Here is a 17,797-nt window from a genome sequence, read left to right on the forward strand (position 1 = left end):
GGGCATCGGGACGTGGCGCAGCTTGGTAGCGCACTTGACTGGGGGTCAAGGGGTCGTCGGTTCGAATCCGGCCGTCCCGACAGCGAGAGGGTTTCGGCAGGTCAGCGACTTGCGGGAGCCCTCTTTTCATTGCTTGGCATGGATGCCTGGTCTAGCACGCCGCTGTTGGACTCCTTGACTCGGGCAGGTTGTCATGCCACTGCTGGGATCTTCAGAAGCTCACCGCCGGACTGTCCCGGACCTGGGCCGGGTTCCTTCGGGACTGGGACCGGTCGCTGCGGGCGGGGAACTACCCGCAGACCACCCGCTACAACTACCTCCTCGCTGCCGCTCAGTTGGGTCGGTATCTGGGGGAGTCGTCCCCGGATCCGGACGCCGATGGCGCGGCTGACGACCCGTGTGCGGTGACCCGGGCGCACGTGGAGGCGTTCCAGGCCTGGATGATCGACACCAGGTCGGCGTCGACCGCGCTGAACAAGCACAAGGGGCTGCAGCAGTTCTTCAAGTGGCTGCTCGTCGACGAGCAGGCCATCGACCGCTCGCCGATGGAACGGGTTCGGCAGCCGAAGATACCCCGGAAGCTGATCCCGGTTCTGCGCGACGAGGACACCGGCAAGCTCCTCGACGCGTGCAAGGGCAAGGGCTTCGCCAACCTGCGGGACGAGGCGCTGATTCGGTTGTACTGCAACACCGGTGCCCGGCTGTCCGAGGTTGGCAACCTCCTCGTGGCCGATGTCGACCTGAACACCGAGTCGGTGCACTTCCGCGGCAAGGGCGCGAAGGACCGACGGGTCCGGTTCGGGCCCAAGACCGCGCGGGCGCTGAGCCGCTATCTGAGGGCCCGGGGCAAGCACAAGGGCGCCGCATTGCCTCAGCTGTGGCTGGCCGAGCGCGGCGTGGCCCCCTTGACCCCGAACGGCATCAAGATCCGCCTCAAGCGGCTCGGTCAGGCAGCCGGCGTGCCAGACCTGCACCCACACCGGTGGTGCCACACCTTCGCCCCCGGCCATGGGCGTCGTCCCGCGTCACCGCTTGTCGATCATGACCTCGATGCTGTAGTCCTGAGCTCGGTAGCAGTGGTCGCCGTACTCCACCGGGTTGCCTGCCGAGTCGAACGCGCTGCGCGTCATGGTGAGCACGGGCTCGGACGGCTTCAGCCCCAGGTGCCGCCGTTCGGCCGCGGTCGGCGTGCGTGCCCCGATCGTCTGGTGCGCGACGACCGGCCGCACGCCACGATCGCGTAGCAGGGCGTACAGGCCCTGCGCCTCGAGCTGCTCCCGGGTGATGTCGGCGCACGACGGTGGCAGCCAGTTGCGCAGGATGGCCAGCGGGCGGTTGTCGGAGAACCGCACGCGGACGATCGAGACCAGTTCGGCGTCGGCGGGCAGATCGAGCGCCACCGCCACGCGCTGGTCCCGCACAAGTTCATGCTGCAGAACGGTGGTCGTGGGTCGGCCCGCGTCGCGCTTGAGGTCGTCGTAGAGGCTGGTGAGTTCGGCGCGCCGGTGCACCTTGCGGTTGGCGACCGTGGTGCCGAGTCCGCGCCGGCGCAGCAGCAGGCCCTGGCTGACCAGTTCCTGGATGGCCCGTCGCACCGTCGGCCGTGACAGGTTGAGTCGCTCGGCAAGGGCGATCTCGTTCTCGAATGGATCGCCTGGCTGCAGCTGGCCACTCCGGATCGCGGCGCAGAGCTGCTCCGCGAGCTGGTGGTACAGGGGCACGGGGGAGGACCGGTCGATCGTCACGCCCACGCGGATGGCCATGGCCGGCACCCTACTCCCAAAAGCCAGATTGACGTTACGTGAAGATGTCAGAACAAACTCTTGACGAGACATTGATGTTACGGGCACGCTACACCCCACGGTCAGCGGCCGGAACCAGCCGCGGGAACCGCAGCCACCGACGCCGTGGATTGGATGATTCATATGCGCATCGGTCTCGCGGGTGTGGGAAGGATCGGCGCCTTCCATGCCCGGACCCTGGTAGGCCTCGACTTTGTCGACGAGCTCGTCGTGACCGACACCAACGTGGAGGCTGCCCGGGCTCTCGCCGAGGAGTTCGGTATGGAGGTCGCCGCGGATTCTGAGGCCCTGCTCGCCTCGGGCGTCGACGGTTTCGTGATCGCGACGGCCACCCCCGGGCATGCCCCGCTGCTGTGGCAGGGGATCGCCGCCGGGGTGCCGACCTTTTGCGAGAAGCCCGTCGCGGCCACCCTCGAAGAGACCATCGCGCTGACCGGCCTCGTCGCGGCCACCGGGGTGCCGGTGCACGTCGGCTTCCAGCGACGCTTCGACGCCGGCTACCAGCGCGCGCGGCGCGCGGTGGAGTCCGGCGAGCTGGGTTTCATCCACACCATCCGGGCCAACACCCACGACCAGTCCCCGCCGCACGCGTCCTACATCCCGACCTCGGGCGGGATCTTCCGCGACTGCAACGTGCACGACTTCGACATCCTCCGGTTCGTCACGGGGCAGGAGGTGGTTTCGGTCTACGCGACGGGTGCGAACAAGGGGGCAGCCTTCTTCTCCGAGGCCGGGGACGTGGACACCGGCGCTGCACTGCTGACCCTGGACGACGGCACCATCGTCGTCGTCTCCTCGACCCGGTACAACGGCGGCGGCCACGACGTGCGCATGGAGGTGTTCGGCGAGAAGGGCACGATCGCGGTCGGGCTGGACCACTCGCTGGCGATGGGGTCCGCCGAGGAGGGGGTCGACTTTCCCCGCGGCCCCCGGAAGTGGTCCTTCATGGAGCGCTTCCTTCCGGCGTACCAGGCCGAGCTCACCGCCTTCGCGGACGTCGCCCGCGGCGAGCGGCCCTCGCCCTGCACCGTCCGCGACGCACTCGAGGCCTTCCGCGTCGCCGAGGCCTGCGAGCTGTCCCGGACGGAGCGCCGGCCCGTCGTACTCTCCGAGATCAAGGGAGTCTGAGGCCATGACCGCTGTCAGCGCCGAACCCACCCCGCCAACAGCCGGCCGCAGCCCGGTGTCCGACCGCATCGCCGGGGCGCCCATCTCGTGGGGCGTCTGCGAGGTCCCCGGGTGGGGCTACCAGCTGGAGCCGGGCGTCGTGCTGCGGCAGATGCGCGAACTCGGTCTGGCCGCCACCGAGTTCGGGCCGGAGGGCTTCCTTCCTGACGACCCCGCGGCCAAGGCCGCGACGCTGGCCGGGTACGGCCTGAAGGCGGTGGGGCAGTTCGTCCCCGTCGTCCTGCACGACCCGGGCCACGACCCGCTACCGGAGGTCGAACGCGCGATGGCCGGTCTGGTCGCGGCCGGCGCATCCACGGTGGTCATCGCCGCTGCGACGGGTCAGGAGGGCTACGACGAGCGTCCGGTCCTCGACGATCCCGGCTGGTCGACCCTCCTGGGCAACCTTGACCGCATCACCGAGGCCGCATCCGCCCGCGGACTCATCACCACCCTGCACCCGCACGTCGGCACGATGGTCGAGAGCGGCGAGGAGACCGCCCGGGTGCTCGCCGGCAGCCGCATCGGCCTGTGCCTCGACACCGGGCACCTGCTCATCGGCGGCGGCGACCCGGTCGCGGTGGCGCAGCAGAACCCGAGGCGGATCGCGCACATCCATCTCAAGGACGTCCGGGTCGGCTGGGCCCGGCGCGTGCAGTCCGGCGAGGTGACCTACACCGAAGCCGTGGCCGGTGGCATGTACGTCCCCCTCGGTCAGGGTGACGTCGATGTCAAGGCGATCGTGACGGCCCTTGAGGACAGCGCGTACGCGGGATGGTACGTCCTCGAGCAGGACTGCATCCTGGCCGACGTACGGGCGAGCATCGAGCACCTGCTCGCCGTTGCCGGCGAACCGGCCGTGGCGGGACCGAGCGCGGCAGGGGCCTGACGATGGTGGCGGCGGCAGGCGACACGGCGGGGTACGACCTGGTGGCGATGGGTCGGTGCGGGGTGGACATCTACCCGCTCGACCACGGTGTAGGCCTCGAGGACGTCAAGCGCTTCGAGAAGTTTCTGGGCGGGAGTGCGACCAACGTAGCCGTGGCCGCGGCGCGGCACGGACGGCGGGCGGCGCTCATCACGCGTACCGGCCACGATCCGTTCGGTCGCTACATCCACCGGTCGCTGCGTGAACTCGGCGTCGACGACGTGTTCGTCGCCGAGGTCGACGGCCCCCCGACGCCGGTCACCTTCTGTGAGATCTTCCCCCCGGACGACTTCCCGCTGTACTTCTACCGGTATCCGATGGCTCCTGACCTGATGATTCAGGCGGAGGAACTCCCGCTCGACGCGATCCGCGCGGCCCGGGTCTTCTGGGCCACCGTCACCGGCCTGTCCCAGGAGCCGTCGCGCTCAGCGCACTTCGCCGCGTGGCAGGCCCGCGGCCGGCGGTCGCACACCGTCCTCGACCTCGACTACCGGCCGATGTTCTGGCCGCACCAAGCCGAGGCGGGCGAACAGGTCGCCAAGGCCCTGGAGCACGTCACCGTCGCGGTCGGCAACCGTGAGGAGTGCGAGGTCGCCGTCGGCGAGACCGAACCTCAGCGCGCGGCGGACGCCCTGCTCGAGCGCGGGGTGGAGCTCGCCATCGTCAAGCAGGGCCCCAAGGGGGTGCTGGCCGTGACCGCCGACGAGCGCGTCGAAGTGCGGCCGTTCCCCGTGACGGTCGTCAACGGCCTCGGGGCGGGCGACGCCTTCGGCGGTGCGCTGGTCCACGGCCTGCTCAACGGGTGGGACCTGCGCCGCATCCTGCGGTTCGCCAACGTGGCCGGGGCCATCGTCGCTTCCAGGCTCGAGTGCTCCAGTGCCATGCCGACCACGGCCGAGGTCGAGGCCGTCCTCGCCGCCAAGCGACAGGAGGGGTGACGGTGACGACGACGACCCGTTCGACCATCGCCGATCTGACTGAGATCCGGGTCCGTGAGCCGCGGCGGATTACCGATGGCTGGGCCGCCCGCCGGCGCCGGCAGCTGGTCGGTGTGGACGGCAGGCTGCTCATCGTGGCCGCGGACCACCCGGCCCGCGGCGCGCTGGGCGTGCGTGACGACCGTCAGGCCATGGCCTCGCGCAGCGAGCTGCTGGAGCGTCTGGCCACAGCGCTGTCCCGCCCCGGCGTCGACGGCGTTCTCGGCACGCCCGACATCCTCGACGACCTGCTCCTGATGGGCGCGTTGGAGGACAAGGTCGCCGTCGGGTCGATGAACCGCGGGGGTCTGCAGGGCGCGGTTTTCGAGCTCGACGACCGGTTCACGGCGTACACGGCCGACGAGATCGCGGCCCGGGGTCTGGAGGGCGGCAAGATGCTGACCCGCATTTGCCTCGGCGATCCGGGTACGGCAGCGACGCTGCAGGCGAGCGCCCACGCGATCACGGAGCTCGCCGCCCACGGCGTCATGGCGATGGTGGAGCCGTTCTTCTCGGTTCGCGATAACGGCCGGGTGCGTAACCTGCTCGACCCCGACTCGACCATCACGTCGATCCACATCGCTGCGGGTCTGGGGGCCACCAGCCAGCACACCTGGCTCAAACTGCCCGTGGTCGACGACCTGGAGCGCGTCATGGACGCCACCACCCTGCCGACGCTTCTGCTCGGCGGCGACCCGACACAACACCCGGATGACACGTACGCCGCGTGGGGCAGGGCGCTCGACCTGCCCGCCGTGCGCGGCCTGGTGGTCGGGCGGGCGCTGCTCTTCCCGCCGGACGGTGACGTGGCCACCGCCGTCGACATCGCTTCGGGACTCGTGCACCGGGGCCGGCGATGAGCGACAACGGACGCTGGGTGTATCCCTTCGGCAGCTCCGGCGACGGCGACTTCCAGGTGTCCATCACCGACGACCTCTGTGGGTGGAAGCACACCAGCCTACGGGTGGCCACGCTGGCACCGGCCGTTCAGGTGAGCCTCGACCTCGGCGACAGCGAGGTCATCGTCGTGCCCCTTCAGGGCAGCTTCGACGTCACGGCGGTCGACCACGTGGGAGTGCGCCACGAGGCCAGGCTCGCCGGACGGACGAGCGTCTTCGCCGGTGCGACCGACGTGGCGTACGTCCCGCGCGGCGCCAGCCTCACGGTGCGCAACGCCGGCGTTGGCCCGGCCAAGGTGGCGCTCTGCGGCGCGAAGGCGACGAAGCAGAGCATGCCGCTGCCGTTCCGTCACGTGGCTGCCGCCGATGTCCCCGTCGAGCTGCGTGGCGCCGGCATGGCCTCGCGCGAGGTGCGCAACTTCGGCGTCCCGCAGGTCCTGGATGCCGACTCGATCATCGCGTGCGAGGTCATCACGCCGGCCGGCAACTGGAGCTCCTATCCGCCGCACAAGCACGACGAGGAGCGCGACGGGGTGGAGACCGAGTTGGAGGAGGTCTACTACTTCGAGGTCCGGGCGGAGTCCCCGGCGGACGGGGCCGACCCCCTCGGCTACCAGCGCGTGTACGGCACCCGAGAGCGGCCGCTGGACGTCTTCGCCGAGGTCCGCTCGGGCGATGTCGTCCTGGTACCGCACGGCTGGCACGGCCCCGCGATGGCCCCGCCCGGCTACGACCTCTACTACCTGAACGTCATGGCCGGCCCCGGCGCGACCAGGGCCTGGCTCATCTGCGACGACCCCGCCCACACCTGGGTGCGGGACTCGTGGGCCCAGCAGGATATCGATCCGAGACTGCCGATCGGAGGACCCCGATGACCGCCGGCGCCGACAACGTACGCCTGACCGTGGGGCAGGCCGTCGTGCGCTTCCTGGCCAGCCAGTGGAGCGAGCGCGACGGCCAGCGCCAGAAGCTGTTCGCCGGGTGCTTCGGCATCTTCGGTCACGGCAACGTCGCGGGCGTCGGCCAGGCCCTGCTCCAGAACGAGCTGACCGAGAAGGAGGAGCGCCTGCCCTACGTGCTGGCCCGCAACGAGCAGGCCATGGTTCACACCGCGGTGGCCTACGCACGCCAGAAGGACCGCCTCCAGACGTGGGCGTGCACCGCGTCCGTCGGCCCCGGCTCGACGAACATGCTCACGGGAGCCGCCCTGGCCACCGTGAACCGTCTGCCGGTGCTGCTGCTGCCCTCCGGCACGTTCGCCACCCGGGTGTCCGGGCCGGTGCTGCAGGAGCTCGAGGCGCCGAACGCCGCGGACGTCACCGTCAACGACGCCTTCCGCCCGCTGTCGCGCTTCTTCGACCGGGTCAACCGGCCGGAGCAGCTGCCCTCGGCCCTGCTCGGCGCCATGCGGGTCCTCACCGACCCGGTTGAGACGGGGGCGGCGACCATCGCGCTACCGCAGGACGTGCAGGCGGAGGCGTTCGAGTGGCCGGTCGACCTTTTCGCGCCGCGGAACTGGCGGATCGCCCGGCCGGTTCCGGAGGCCGTCGACGTCGCGGACGCGGCCACGCTGATCCGCTCGGCGCAGCGGCCGCTCATCGTCGCCGGTGGCGGGGTGCACTACTCCGGCGCGGAGCAGGCGCTGCGCGTGTTCTGCGAGGCCACCGGCATCCCGGTCGGGGAGACTCAGGCCGGCAAGGGCGCGCTGCCGCACGGTCATCCGCAGGCAATGGGCGCGATCGGCTCGACGGGCACGACGGCCGCCAATGCGCTGGCCCGGGAAGCCGACGTCGTCATCGGCATCGGCACCCGCTACAGCGACTTCACCACCGCTTCGCGCACCGCCTTCCAGGATCCGGGCATCCGCTTTGTCAACATCAACATCGCCCGGTTCGACGCCGGCAAGCACGCGGGCCTGCCGGTCGTGGCGGACGCCCGCGAGGCCCTCACCGCCCTCACCGCGGCCCTCCACGGGTATGCCGTGGACCCGGCGTACCGGGACCGGCAGGTGAGGCTGTTCCGCGACTGGGACGCGCGGGTGGAGGCCGCCTACCACCCGCCCGCCGAGGTCACCGACGCGCTCGCCGCCGGCGTCCTCACCCAGGGCACGGTGCTCGGCTGCGTCAACGAGCTGTCCGACCCGAGGGACGTCGTCGTCTGCGCCGCCGGCTCCATGCCCGGCGATCTGCACAAGCTGTGGCGGGTCCGGGACCGCAAGGCCTACCACGTCGAGTACGGCTACTCCTGCATGGGCTAGGAGATCCCCGGCGGTATCGGGGTGCGGCTCGCCGACCCCGACCGGGACGTCTTCGTCATGGTGGGCGACGGCTCCTATCTGATGATGCCGACGGAGCTGGTCACGGCGGTGCAGGAACGGGTCAAGGTGATCGTCGTCCTGGTCCAGAACCACGGTTTCCACTCCATCGGCTCACTGTCGGAGTCCCTCGGCTCACAGCGGTTCGGCACCAGGTACCGCTTCCGCAGCGACGCCACGGGCCGGCTGGACGGCGGGAAGCTGCCGGTCGACCTCGCCGCCAATGCCCGCAGCCTCGGCGCGACGGTCATGGAGGTGCGCAGTCGCGGGGAACTCGAGCAGGCGATCAAGGATGCCAAGGCCGCCCCGGCGGACGGCGGCCCCGTCGTCATCCATGTGGAGACCGAGCCCACCGTCCACGCCCCCGACAGCGGGTCGTGGTGGGATGTCCCGGTCAGCCAGGTCAGCGACCTCGACACCACCCAGCGCGCCCACGCCACGTACGCCGGGCACAAGGCCACGCAGCGCGCACTGCTGGCGCCGACCGAGAGGACGAACCTATGAGCGGCCCAGCCATGATCGGCAGCGCCCCCGACAGCTGGGGCGTGTGGTTCCCCGACGACCCCCGACAGACTCCCTGGGAGCGTTTTCTGGACGAGGTCGCCGCGGCCGGCTACACCCGCATCGAGCTGGGGCCGTACGGCTACCTGCCTACCGACCCGTCCCGCCTGCGTGACGAGCTCGACAAGCGGGGGCTGACCGTGACGGCCGGCACCATCTTCGAGCACCTGCATCGCGCCGACTCGTGGGACACCACGTGGAAGGACGTCTCCGCGGCGGCCACGCTGACCGCGGCCATGGGCGCCCGGCACCTTGTGGTCATCCCGGAGTTCTGGCGCGACCCGCAGACGGGGAAGGTTCTCGAGGACGCGCTACTGACCGAGGAGCAGTGGGTGGCGTACGCCGCGCAGATGAACCGGCTCGCGCGGCGCATCCGCGAGGAGTTCGGCCTGCAGATCCAGTTCCACCCCCACGCGGACACCCACGTGGACACGCACGAGAACGTGGAGCGGTTCCTCCACGAGACGGACCCCGACCTGGTGAGCCTGTGCCTGGACACGGGGCACATCTCCTACTGCGGCGGGGACAATCTCAAGCTCATCGGCGACCATCCCGAGCGGATCGGGTACGTGCACCTCAAGCAGGTCGACCCCGCTGTTGTCGCCGCCGTCCAGGAGCAGGGCATCGGCTTCGGCGAGGCTGTGCGGATGGGCGCCATGTGCGAGCCACCGACGGGCATCCCCGACATGCCCCCCATCCTCGACGCCCTGGCGAACCTCGACGCGGACATCTTCGCCATCGTCGAGCAGGACATGTACCCGTGCCCCGCCGACAGACCCCTGCCCATCGCGAGGCGGACCCTGACGTACCTGCAGTCCTGCGGCCCGCTGCGCTGACCGGCTCCCGCCCGGGAGCAGCTGATGACACTACCGCTCTGGAAGCCACCGATGACCCCCCAACGGGCGGTACCACCGCCTGACCCGTCCCCCGACATCCGTCCCGACGACGTGGCGGATGAAGAAAGGCAGAAACGACATGATGCGTAGATCCCGCATATCCCTGCTCGCGGCCGGCGCCGTGACCGCTCTCGCCCTGGCGGCGTGCAGCTCCAGCGGAGGCAAGCAGACCACCGAGGGTGACGCCGGCAAGGCCGGCACCGCCACCACCCCCAGGATGACCGTCGCCTTCATCACCCACGCGGCCCCGGGCGATACCTTCTGGGACCTGGTCCGCAAGGGTGCCGAGGACGCGGCGAAGAAGGACAACGTCGACCTGCAGTACCAGTCCGACCCGGACGGCGCGAACCAGGCCAACCTCGTGCAGTCCGCGATCGACAAGAAGGTCGACGGCATCGCGGTGACCCTGGCCAAGCCGGATGCCATGAAGGCCAACGTGCAGAAGGCCGCTCAGGCCGGGGTCCCGGTCGTCGCCCTCAACGGCGGCATCGACGCGTGGAAGAGCATGGGCGTGCTGGGCTACTTCGGCCAGGACGAGAGGATCGCCGGTCAGGCGGCCGGCCAGCGGCTCACGAAGGACGGCGCCAAGAAGGCGCTCTGCGTCATCCAGGAGCAGGGCCACGTCGGCCTCGAGGCCCGGTGTGACGGGGCGAAGGACGGGTTCCCGAACACCGAGAAGATCTACGTCACCGGCACCGACATGCCGAGCGTCCAGGCGGCGATCACCTCGAAGCTCCAGCAGGACAAGAGCATCGACCGCGTGCTGACCCTCGGCGCGCCGTTCGCGCTGACCGCCGTCAAGTCGGTCAAGGACGCCAACAGCTCGGCCAAGGTCGTCACCTTCGACACCAACAAGGACCTCGTGGCCGCGATCAAGGGCGGCCAGGTCGAGTGGGCGGTCGACCAGCAGCCCTACCTGCAGGGCTACCTCGCGGTAGACAGCCTGTGGCTCTACAAGACCAACGGCAACACCATCGGCGGTGGCCAGGCGACCCTGACCGGTCCCGCGTTCATCGACAACACCAACGTCGCTGCTGTCGAGAAGTTCGCAAGCAACGGCACGAGGTGAGTTGACATGACTGCTACGGCCACGGAGCCGAGCAGGGGGTTGGCGACCCGGGACGACCGGGTCGCCACCCGCCCCCTGGCGGCACGGCTGTTGAGCCGCCCTGAGGTCGGGTCGCTCATCGCCGCGATCGTGATCTTCCTGCTGTTCATGGCGGTCGCGGAGCCCTTCCGCAATGTCGCCAACGTCGGAACGATCCTCTACGGGGCCTCGACCATCGGCATCATGGCCGTCCCCGTGGCGCTGCTCATGATCGGCGGGGAGTTTGACCTCTCCGCCGGCGTCGCGGTGACCACCTCCGGGCTCTCCGCGTCCCTGCTCGCCTGGAACTTCGGGCTCAACGTCTGGGTCGGCATCCTGCTGGCGCTGGTCGTCTCCGTCGCGATCGGCGCGTTCAACGGGTGGCTGCTGCTCAAGACCGGACTGCCGAGCTTCCTGGTCACGCTCGGCACGTTCTTCATCCTGCAGGGCGTCAACCTCGGCGTCACGCGGCTGCTCACCGGCAACGTCGCCAGCGCCGACATCAGCGACATGGACGGCTTTGCCAGCGCGCAGAAGATCTTCGGGTCCGAGGTGACCCTCGGGCCGGTAAACCTGAAGATCACGGTCCTGTACTGGGTCGTGCTGACCGTCATCGCCGCCTACGTCCTGCTGCGTACTCAGGTGGGCAACTGGGTGTTCGCGGTGGGCGGTGACGCCGCCGCGGCGCGCGCCGTCGGCGTACCCGTCCGGGCGACCAAGATCGGCCTCTTCATGGCCGTGGGGTTCTGCGCCTGGCTGTCCGGCATGCACCTGCTGTTCCAGTTCAACACCGTGCAGTCCGGCGAGGGCGTCGGCAAGGAGTTCATCTTCATCATCGCCGCCGTCATCGGCGGCTGCCTGCTCACCGGCGGCTACGGCTCGGTGGTCGGCGCGTCGCTCGGCGCCCTGATCTTCGGCATGACCCAGCTCGGCATCAACTACGCCGGCTGGAACCCCGACTGGTTCAGGACGTTCCTCGGCGTGATGCTGCTGCTGGCGACGCTGGTGAACATGTACGTCAAGAGGAGGGCGGATCTGCGATGAGCACCGCGACCACCGAGCGGCACGACGTCGCCGGTCACTCGAACACCCCCATCCTCGAACTCGAGAACGTGGGCAAGAGCTACGGCAACGTTCACGCCCTGCGCGGTGTCAGCCTCAACGTCCGCCAAGGCGAGGTCACGTGCGTGCTCGGCGACAACGGCGCCGGTAAGTCGACGCTGATCAAGATCATGTCCGGCCTGCACGACCACACCGACGGCACGATGAAGCTCGACGGCGTGGCGCGCCGGTTCGGCTCGCCGCGGGCCGCCCAGGCGAGCGGGATCGCGACCGTCTACCAGGACCTCGCGCTCGCGCCGCTCATGTCGGTGTGGCGGAACTTCTTCCTCGGCAACGAACTCCGCAAGGGGCCGTTGCGCACCTTGGGCATCGCCCGGATGAAGCGCATCTGTGAGGATGAACTGGGCAAGATGGGGGTCGTCGTCCCCGATCTCGACCGGCCGGTCGCGGGCCTCTCGGGCGGCCAGCGCCAGTGCATCGCGATCGCCAGGGCCATCTACTTCGGGGCGAGGGTGATCATCCTCGACGAGCCGACGGCCGCGCTCGGTGTCAAGCAGTCCGGTGTCGCCCTGCGGTACATCGTCAAGGCTCGCGACGCCGGCCTGGGCGTCATCTTCATCACCCACAATCCGCACCACGCCTACCTCGTCGGCAACCACTTCATCATCCTCAAGCTCGGTCGGGTCGTGCTGGACGCGCAGCGCGACGACCTGACCCTCGAACAGCTCACCACGGAGATGGCGGGCGGCCAGGAGCTCGCGGAGCTCAGCCACGAGCTACGCGGGATCGACCCGGGCAAGGTCATCGAGCCCGGGGAGGTCGAGCACGGTCACGTCGAAGCCCCCGCTCTCAGCCGCGAGGAACTCAAGGCCGTGGAGCGCGAAGAACGCGAAGAAGAGGAAGAGCCGAGGGCATGAGTGCATCGCCCCTGCGGGTCGGAATCATCGGCGTCGGCATGATGGGCGCCGACCACGCCGACCGGCTCGTCCACCGCATCGCCGGAGCGGAACTGGTCGCAGTCTCCGACCCGGACGCCGCCCGGGCCGCCGAACTGGCCGCGCGCTTCGCCGGCGTACGCACCGTCGGTGACCCGCTCGAACTCATCACCGACAAGGGCGTCGACGCCGTGCTCATCGCCTCGCCCGGCTTCGTGCACGAGGAGCAGGTTCTCGCCTCCGTCGAGCACGGCAAGTACACCCTGTGCGAGAAGCCGTTGACGATGGACAGCGAGTCCTCGCTTCGCGTGGTCGAGGCCGAGCGGAACAAGGCCGGTCGGCCGCTGATCCAGGTCGGCTTCATGCGGCGTTTCGATCCCGAGTACGCCCGGATGAAGCGACTGCTCGACTCCGGTGACCTCGGGCGCATCCTGCTCGTGCACAACACACACCGCAACAAGACGGTCCCGGAGACGTTCCGCTCGGAGATGATCGTCAGCGACTCGCTGGTGCACGAGGTCGACGTGTGCCGCTGGCTCTTCGACGACGAAATCGCCACGATCACCGTCCTCGCGCCGAAGCCGACCGGCAGGGCCGCCGACGGGCTACTCGACCCCCAGGTGGCCATCTTCCAAATGGCCGGCGGCGGCATGGCCACGACCGAGGTCTTCGTCAACTGCCAGGTCGGCTACGAGGTCCGCTGCGAGGCGGTGGCCGAACTCGGCAACGTGACCGTCGGCCTGGGGCAGGACGTCTTCGTCCGCAGCGACAACCACTACGGCGGCCACATCCCCGACGACTTCCGCGACCGCTTCGCCCGCGCCTACGACCTGGAGGTCCAGGCCTGGGTCGACGCGTCACGCCGAGGCGAGGTCGTCGGGCCCACCACCTGGGACGGCTACGCCGCCACGGCGGTGTGCACGGCCGGCCTGCAGTCCCTCGCCACCGGCAGGCCAATCCCGGTCGACCTGGCCGACCAGGCCGAGGTCCTCCGGGGGCGGCGACGCGAAGCTCGCCCTTGACGCGTACATGTTCGGGCGGGTCCCCCTGTTGGAGCAGCCGGCTCTGGTCGCGGAGCTCGGCCACGAGTGGATCGAGCTGTCGCCGCGGGAGGACTTCACCTCCTGCGCTACATCGTCAACCCGCCCCGGCTCCCAGCTGACCGTCCACCAGCACCTCGACATCGGGCAGGGCGAGGTCGACTTCGACGAGTTCTTCTCGGGCCTGGAGTCGATCGGCTTCGACGGCATCGTCAACACCTGCGTCTTCGCCTGGGAGAAGCGGGCCCGGGAGTCCAGCACCTTCATGCGCGACGCCGTCCGCGACCATCTCCCCGGTGGGCCACACCGTCCACCTTCGAATCTCTCTAGACCATCCGGCACGTGCAGCCCAGCCCGCACACGGAAGGACCGTGAGCACCGTGAGCACCGAACCAGCCCGCATCACCCATCTCATCGGGGGTCGCCTCTGGGACGGCACCTCAGAGCGCACCAGCGAGGTCTTCAACCCGGCGTCTGGAGACATCACGGGCCGCCTCGACCTGGCATCCGCGGACCTCGTCGGCGAGGTCGTCGGCACGGCCCGAACCGCGTGGGATGCCTGGGCCAACACGTCGCTGGCCCAGCGCACACAGGTACTCTTCGCCTTCCGCGAGCTCCTCAACGCCCGAAAGCATGAGATCGCCGCGCTGATCACCGCCGAGCACGGCAAGGTGCTCGACGACGCGCTCGGGGAGGTGACGCGGGGCTTGGAGGTCGCCGAGTTCGCCTGCGGGATCCCGCAGCTGCTGAAGGGTGGGTTCACCGAGAACGCCTCCACCAACGTGGACGTGTACTCGCTCCGGCAGCCGCTCGGCGTCGTCGCCGTGATCTCCCCGTTCAACTTCCCCGCCATGGTACCGCTGTGGTTCATCCCCATCGCCATCGCCTGCGGCAACGCGGTGGTCCTCAAACCCAGCGAGAAGGACCCGTCGGCGGCCGTGGCCGTGGCCCGCCTCTGGACCGAGGCCGGCCTTCCCGGCGGCGTGATGAACGTGGTGCACGGCGACAAGGAAGCCGTCGACGCGCTGCTGACCCACCCTGACGTCAAGGCCGTATCGTTCGTCGGCTCCACCCCGATCGCCCGGTACGTCTACGAGACCGCGACGGCGCACGGCAAGCGGGTCCAGGCCCTCGGCGGCGCCAAGAACCACATGCTGGTCCTGCCCGACGCGGACCTCGACCTGGCCGCGGACGCCGCGATCAACGCGGGCTTCGGTTCCGCCGGCGAGCGCTGCATGGCGATCTCGGCGCTCGTCGCGGTGGACAGCATCGCCGATGAGCTCGTAGAGAAGATCACGGACCGGATGCGCAAGCTGCGCACCGGCGACGGCACCCGCGGATGCGACATGGGGCCACTCGTCACGGTCGCGCACCGCGACAAGGTGGCCGGCTATGTGGAAGCGGGAGTCGGCGCGGGCGCGACCCTGGTCGTCGACGGGCGCAAGGACGAGTTCGACGGCGGCGACCAGGGGTTCTGGCTCGGCCCGACCCTCTTCGACAACGTCGCGCCGCAGATGTCCATCTACCAGGACGAGATCTTCGGCCCGGTGCTGTCCGTCGTTCGCGTGAAGTCCTACGAGGAGGGGCTGAACCTTATCAACGCCAACCCGTACGGCAACGGCACCGCCATCTTCACCAACGACGGCGGCGCGGCGCGGCGCTTCCAGAACCAGGTGGAGGTCGGCATGGTCGGCATCAACGTGCCGATCCCGGTGCCGGTGTCCTACTACTCGTTCGGTGGGTGGAAGGACAGCCTCTTCGGCGACACCCACGCCCACGGCATGGATGGCGTCCACTTCTACACCCGCGGCAAGGTCGTGACCTCGCGCTGGCTCGACCCGAGCCACGGTGGGCTCAACCTGGGCTTTCCGCGGAACGACTGAAGGCTGAACGCACGCCGTCGTCCCGTCTTCGTTTCCGGCCTTGTCGAGGGCTGGAAACGAAGACGGGGCAGCGGCGTGCGTTCAGCAAGGAGTCAGCGGAAGAGCGCATCCACGTCGGGGATGCGCTGCCGGTAGCCGTCGAGGAGCACGTGAGCGGTGGACACCGAGTCCACGAGGGGATGCAATGCGAACGCCTCGAGAGCCAGGCGCGCCGACCGCGTCCGCGCCGCCTGGATCGTGAGCTGCTCGACCGCCTTGACCTGCTGCGCGAGCCCGAGCTGGTGACCCACGAGCGGGCGCGTCGCCAACGGGTGGGGGCCGTCGGCGTCCACCATGCACGGCACTTCGACGACCGCTTCCGGAGGCAGCCCGGGCGCGGTGCAACCGTTGCGAACGTTGAGGATCATGGCGCTGCGCTCGTTGCGGGCGATGGCTGCCATGATGGCCAGCGCCACCCCCTCGTAGCCACCACCCTCGACGTCGGCCGCATCGCGCCGCTCGTCGTCGGAGTGCCGGCTCTCCCTCATGTACGTCGCGTCGCGCTCCCGGCGCACGCGCTGCCATTCCTGGTACGCGGACTGCGGGCTGCCGACGACGGCGTCGTAGAAGCGGCGCTGCTGGTCGAGCAGGAACTCCCCGCGCGTGGCCGCGCTGCCCTTGATCGATCTCACCGCGTCGCGGGTGAAGTAGTAGTAGTACAGGTACTCATTCGGGATCGCGCCGAGGGACTGGATCCACTCGGCGCCGAAGAGCCGCCCTTCCTCGATGGTCCCCAGCAGGGCGTCGTCGGCGATCAGTTGGGGCAGAACGTCGGCACCCTCGTGGCTCAGACCGCGGAGCCAGCCAAGGTGGTTCAGGCCGAGGTAGTCTGGCGACGTCCGCTGCGGGTCGTGTCCCAGAGCGCGAGCAGCCCTGCGGCCCAGCCCGATGGGGGAGTCGCAGATGCCCACGACCCGGTCGCCCAGCACCTGCTGCATGGCCTCGGTGATCATGCCGGCCGGGTTGGTGAAGTTGATGACCCATGCTCCCGGGCTCACCGCTGCCACACGTTCGGCGACGTGCACCGCGACCGGTACGGTGCGCAGTCCGTAGGCCACGCCGCCCGGGCCGGTCGTCTCCTGCCCGAGCAGCCCCAGGTCGAGCGCTACCCGCTCGTCCGAGGTGCGCCCGGCGAGGCCGCCGACGCGGATGGCGGAGAACACGAAATCTGCGCCGTTCAGCGCCTCGTCCAGGTCCGTGGTGGTCGTGACTCGGGGAGCGCCCGGGTGGCCTGCTGCCATCTGGCTCAGCACGAGCCCGATCGCCGAGAGCCTGTCCTGCGCGACGTCATGCAGCCACACGGACTCGATGCGCCGGTCACTCGTGTCGCGCAACAGGGCACTGTAGACCAGCGGCACCCGGAACCCGCCGCCTCCGAGAATCGCCAGCTTCATGCGACCACCACCTCCACCCCGGACCGGGTACACAGCTCGAACATGTCGGTGTCGGCGACCGCATTGGTGACGATGGCGTCCAGGTCGCCGACCCCGCACACCCGAAGGGTTCCCGTGCCCGGAAACTTGTGCCGGTCCGTCAGGAGGACGGTGCGGCTGGAGGCGGCGATCAGACCGCGCTTCACAGGAACCTCCACCAGGGTCGTGTCGAGGACCGAGCCGTCGGACCGGACCCCACTGGCCCCCATGAAGGCGATGTCGGCGTGGAGCTGCCGGAGCGTGTCCTCGGTGATGACACCGACCAGGGAGTGATATGCGCGGCGCACCAGACCTCCGAGGAGGACGAGCTCGACCGCGTCGTCATCACGCAGGACGTCCAGAACCGCGAGGCTGGCGGTGACGATCGTGACCCGCCGGCCCCGCAGCTCCTGGGCCAGGAGCTGTGTTGTCGTTCCAATGTCGAGCAGGACCATATCCCCGTCCCGCACCATGGCGGCCGCTGCCCGGGCAACCGCCCGCTTGTCCGCCGCGTCGACGGTGGCGACCAGGGCGAACGGCCGGTCGACGTCGGCGTCCTCGGTAACGAAGGACGGAAGGTGCGCGCCCCCGTGGACCCGGGTGAGCTTGCCCTCGGACTGCAGCCGTTGCAGGTCGCGGCGAACGGTCGCCGCGCTGACGCCCAGCGACGCGGCGAGCTCCTCGACCGAGATGGCGCCGTTGACCCGTAGCCGCCGCACAATTTCAAGCTGGCGTTGATGACGCACGGCGAGAACATTACCAGTCACCGAGGAACAATCTCGCGCATAGTCTGCG

Annotated in this window: 16 protein-coding genes, 1 tRNA gene and 2 pseudogenes; 16 read left to right on the forward strand and 3 right to left on the reverse strand. The window is 69.7% G+C overall.

Translation table 11 applies throughout. From position 1 onward, the window contains the following. Positions 1-6 precede the first annotated feature (6 nt). Together OG799_RS06125 and OG799_RS06130 are read left to right on the forward strand one after the other, a co-directional pair. A tRNA-Pro gene (locus OG799_RS06125) sits at positions 7-80 on the forward strand. 108 nt (positions 81-188) lie between these two features. Next, positions 189-941: pseudogene (locus OG799_RS06130) on the forward strand (tyrosine-type recombinase/integrase); the annotation flags it as partial. An 84-nt stretch (positions 942-1,025) separates the two neighbouring features. Here the strand turns inward: OG799_RS06130 and OG799_RS06135 are convergent. After that, positions 1,026-1,970, reverse strand: coding sequence for a GntR family transcriptional regulator (locus tag OG799_RS06135; RefSeq protein ID WP_406043940.1), 945 nt, complete (start codon positions 1,968-1,970; stop codon positions 1,026-1,028). Between OG799_RS06135 and OG799_RS06140 the strand changes: the two genes are divergently transcribed. From OG799_RS06140 to OG799_RS06205, 14 genes and pseudogenes are all read left to right on the forward strand, one after another. Beyond that, positions 1,926-2,930, forward strand: a complete 1,005-nt coding sequence (locus OG799_RS06140; protein WP_089015012.1) for a Gfo/Idh/MocA family oxidoreductase — start codon at positions 1,926-1,928, stop codon at positions 2,928-2,930. The genes OG799_RS06135 and OG799_RS06140 overlap by 45 nt on opposite strands. A 4-nt stretch (positions 2,931-2,934) precedes the next feature. Next, positions 2,935-3,858, forward strand: a complete 924-nt coding sequence (locus OG799_RS06145; protein WP_406043942.1) for a TIM barrel protein — start codon at positions 2,935-2,937, stop codon at positions 3,856-3,858. A gap of 2 nt (positions 3,859-3,860) precedes the next feature. After that, on the forward strand, positions 3,861-4,835 hold the full coding sequence (gene iolC / locus OG799_RS06150; RefSeq protein WP_406043944.1) for a 5-dehydro-2-deoxygluconokinase: 975 nt from the start codon (positions 3,861-3,863) through the stop codon (positions 4,833-4,835). Between the two features lie 2 nt (positions 4,836-4,837). Further along, positions 4,838-5,734, forward strand: a complete 897-nt coding sequence (locus tag OG799_RS06155; protein ID WP_406043946.1) for a class I fructose-bisphosphate aldolase — start codon at positions 4,838-4,840, stop codon at positions 5,732-5,734. Beyond that, positions 5,731-6,648, forward strand: coding sequence for a 5-deoxy-glucuronate isomerase (gene iolB, locus OG799_RS06160; protein ID WP_406043948.1), 918 nt, complete (start codon positions 5,731-5,733; stop codon positions 6,646-6,648). The genes OG799_RS06155 and iolB overlap by 4 nt, the downstream gene beginning before the upstream one ends. After that, positions 6,645-8,030 (forward strand): thiamine pyrophosphate-binding protein, encoded by a 1,386-nt coding sequence (locus tag OG799_RS06165; RefSeq protein WP_406043950.1) that lies wholly within the window; start codon positions 6,645-6,647, stop codon positions 8,028-8,030. Before iolB ends, OG799_RS06165 begins: the two co-directional genes overlap by 4 nt. 15 nt (positions 8,031-8,045) lie before the next feature. Beyond that, positions 8,046-8,591 (forward strand): thiamine pyrophosphate-dependent enzyme, encoded by a 546-nt coding sequence (locus tag OG799_RS06170; protein ID WP_406046218.1) that lies wholly within the window; start codon positions 8,046-8,048, stop codon positions 8,589-8,591. Beyond that, positions 8,588-9,484, forward strand: a complete 897-nt coding sequence (locus tag OG799_RS06175) for a TIM barrel protein (protein WP_406043952.1) — start codon at positions 8,588-8,590, stop codon at positions 9,482-9,484. Before OG799_RS06170 ends, OG799_RS06175 begins: the two co-directional genes overlap by 4 nt. A gap of 139 nt (positions 9,485-9,623) precedes the next feature. After that, a complete protein-coding gene (locus OG799_RS06180) occupies positions 9,624-10,613 on the forward strand; it encodes a substrate-binding domain-containing protein (RefSeq protein ID WP_406043954.1) in 990 nt (329 codons plus the stop codon). A 6-nt stretch (positions 10,614-10,619) separates the two neighbouring features. Further along, on the forward strand, positions 10,620-11,675 hold the full coding sequence (locus OG799_RS06185) for an ABC transporter permease (protein WP_406043956.1): 1,056 nt from the start codon (positions 10,620-10,622) through the stop codon (positions 11,673-11,675). Beyond that, positions 11,672-12,610, forward strand: a complete 939-nt coding sequence (locus OG799_RS06190; protein WP_406043958.1) for an ATP-binding cassette domain-containing protein — start codon at positions 11,672-11,674, stop codon at positions 12,608-12,610. The genes OG799_RS06185 and OG799_RS06190 overlap by 4 nt, the downstream gene beginning before the upstream one ends. Further along, positions 12,607-13,650 carry a Gfo/Idh/MocA family protein gene (locus tag OG799_RS06195; protein ID WP_406043960.1) on the forward strand — a complete coding sequence of 348 codons (1,044 nt, stop codon included), beginning with the start codon at positions 12,607-12,609 and terminating at the stop codon, positions 13,648-13,650. The genes OG799_RS06190 and OG799_RS06195 overlap by 4 nt, the downstream gene beginning before the upstream one ends. Positions 13,651-13,657: 7 nt before the next feature. Continuing rightward, positions 13,658-13,882: pseudogene (locus OG799_RS06200) on the forward strand (hypothetical protein); the annotation flags it as partial. A gap of 187 nt (positions 13,883-14,069) precedes the next feature. Next, on the forward strand, positions 14,070-15,551 hold the full coding sequence (locus OG799_RS06205) for a CoA-acylating methylmalonate-semialdehyde dehydrogenase (protein WP_406046219.1): 1,482 nt from the start codon (positions 14,070-14,072) through the stop codon (positions 15,549-15,551). A 92-nt stretch (positions 15,552-15,643) separates the two neighbouring features. On the opposite strand, the gene OG799_RS06210 is transcribed toward OG799_RS06205, so the two are convergent. Then, positions 15,644-16,984, reverse strand: a complete 1,341-nt coding sequence (locus tag OG799_RS06210; RefSeq protein WP_406043962.1) for a 6-phospho-beta-glucosidase — start codon at positions 16,982-16,984, stop codon at positions 15,644-15,646. Continuing rightward, positions 16,981-17,769, reverse strand: a complete 789-nt coding sequence (locus tag OG799_RS06215) for a DeoR/GlpR family DNA-binding transcription regulator (protein ID WP_406043964.1) — start codon at positions 17,767-17,769, stop codon at positions 16,981-16,983. Before OG799_RS06215 ends, OG799_RS06210 begins: the two co-directional genes overlap by 4 nt. Positions 17,770-17,797: the final 28 nt, after the last annotated feature.

It is taken from the genome of Micromonospora sp. NBC_00898, assembly GCF_045207895.1.
GTDB lineage: Bacteria > Actinomycetota > Actinomycetes > Mycobacteriales > Micromonosporaceae > Micromonospora.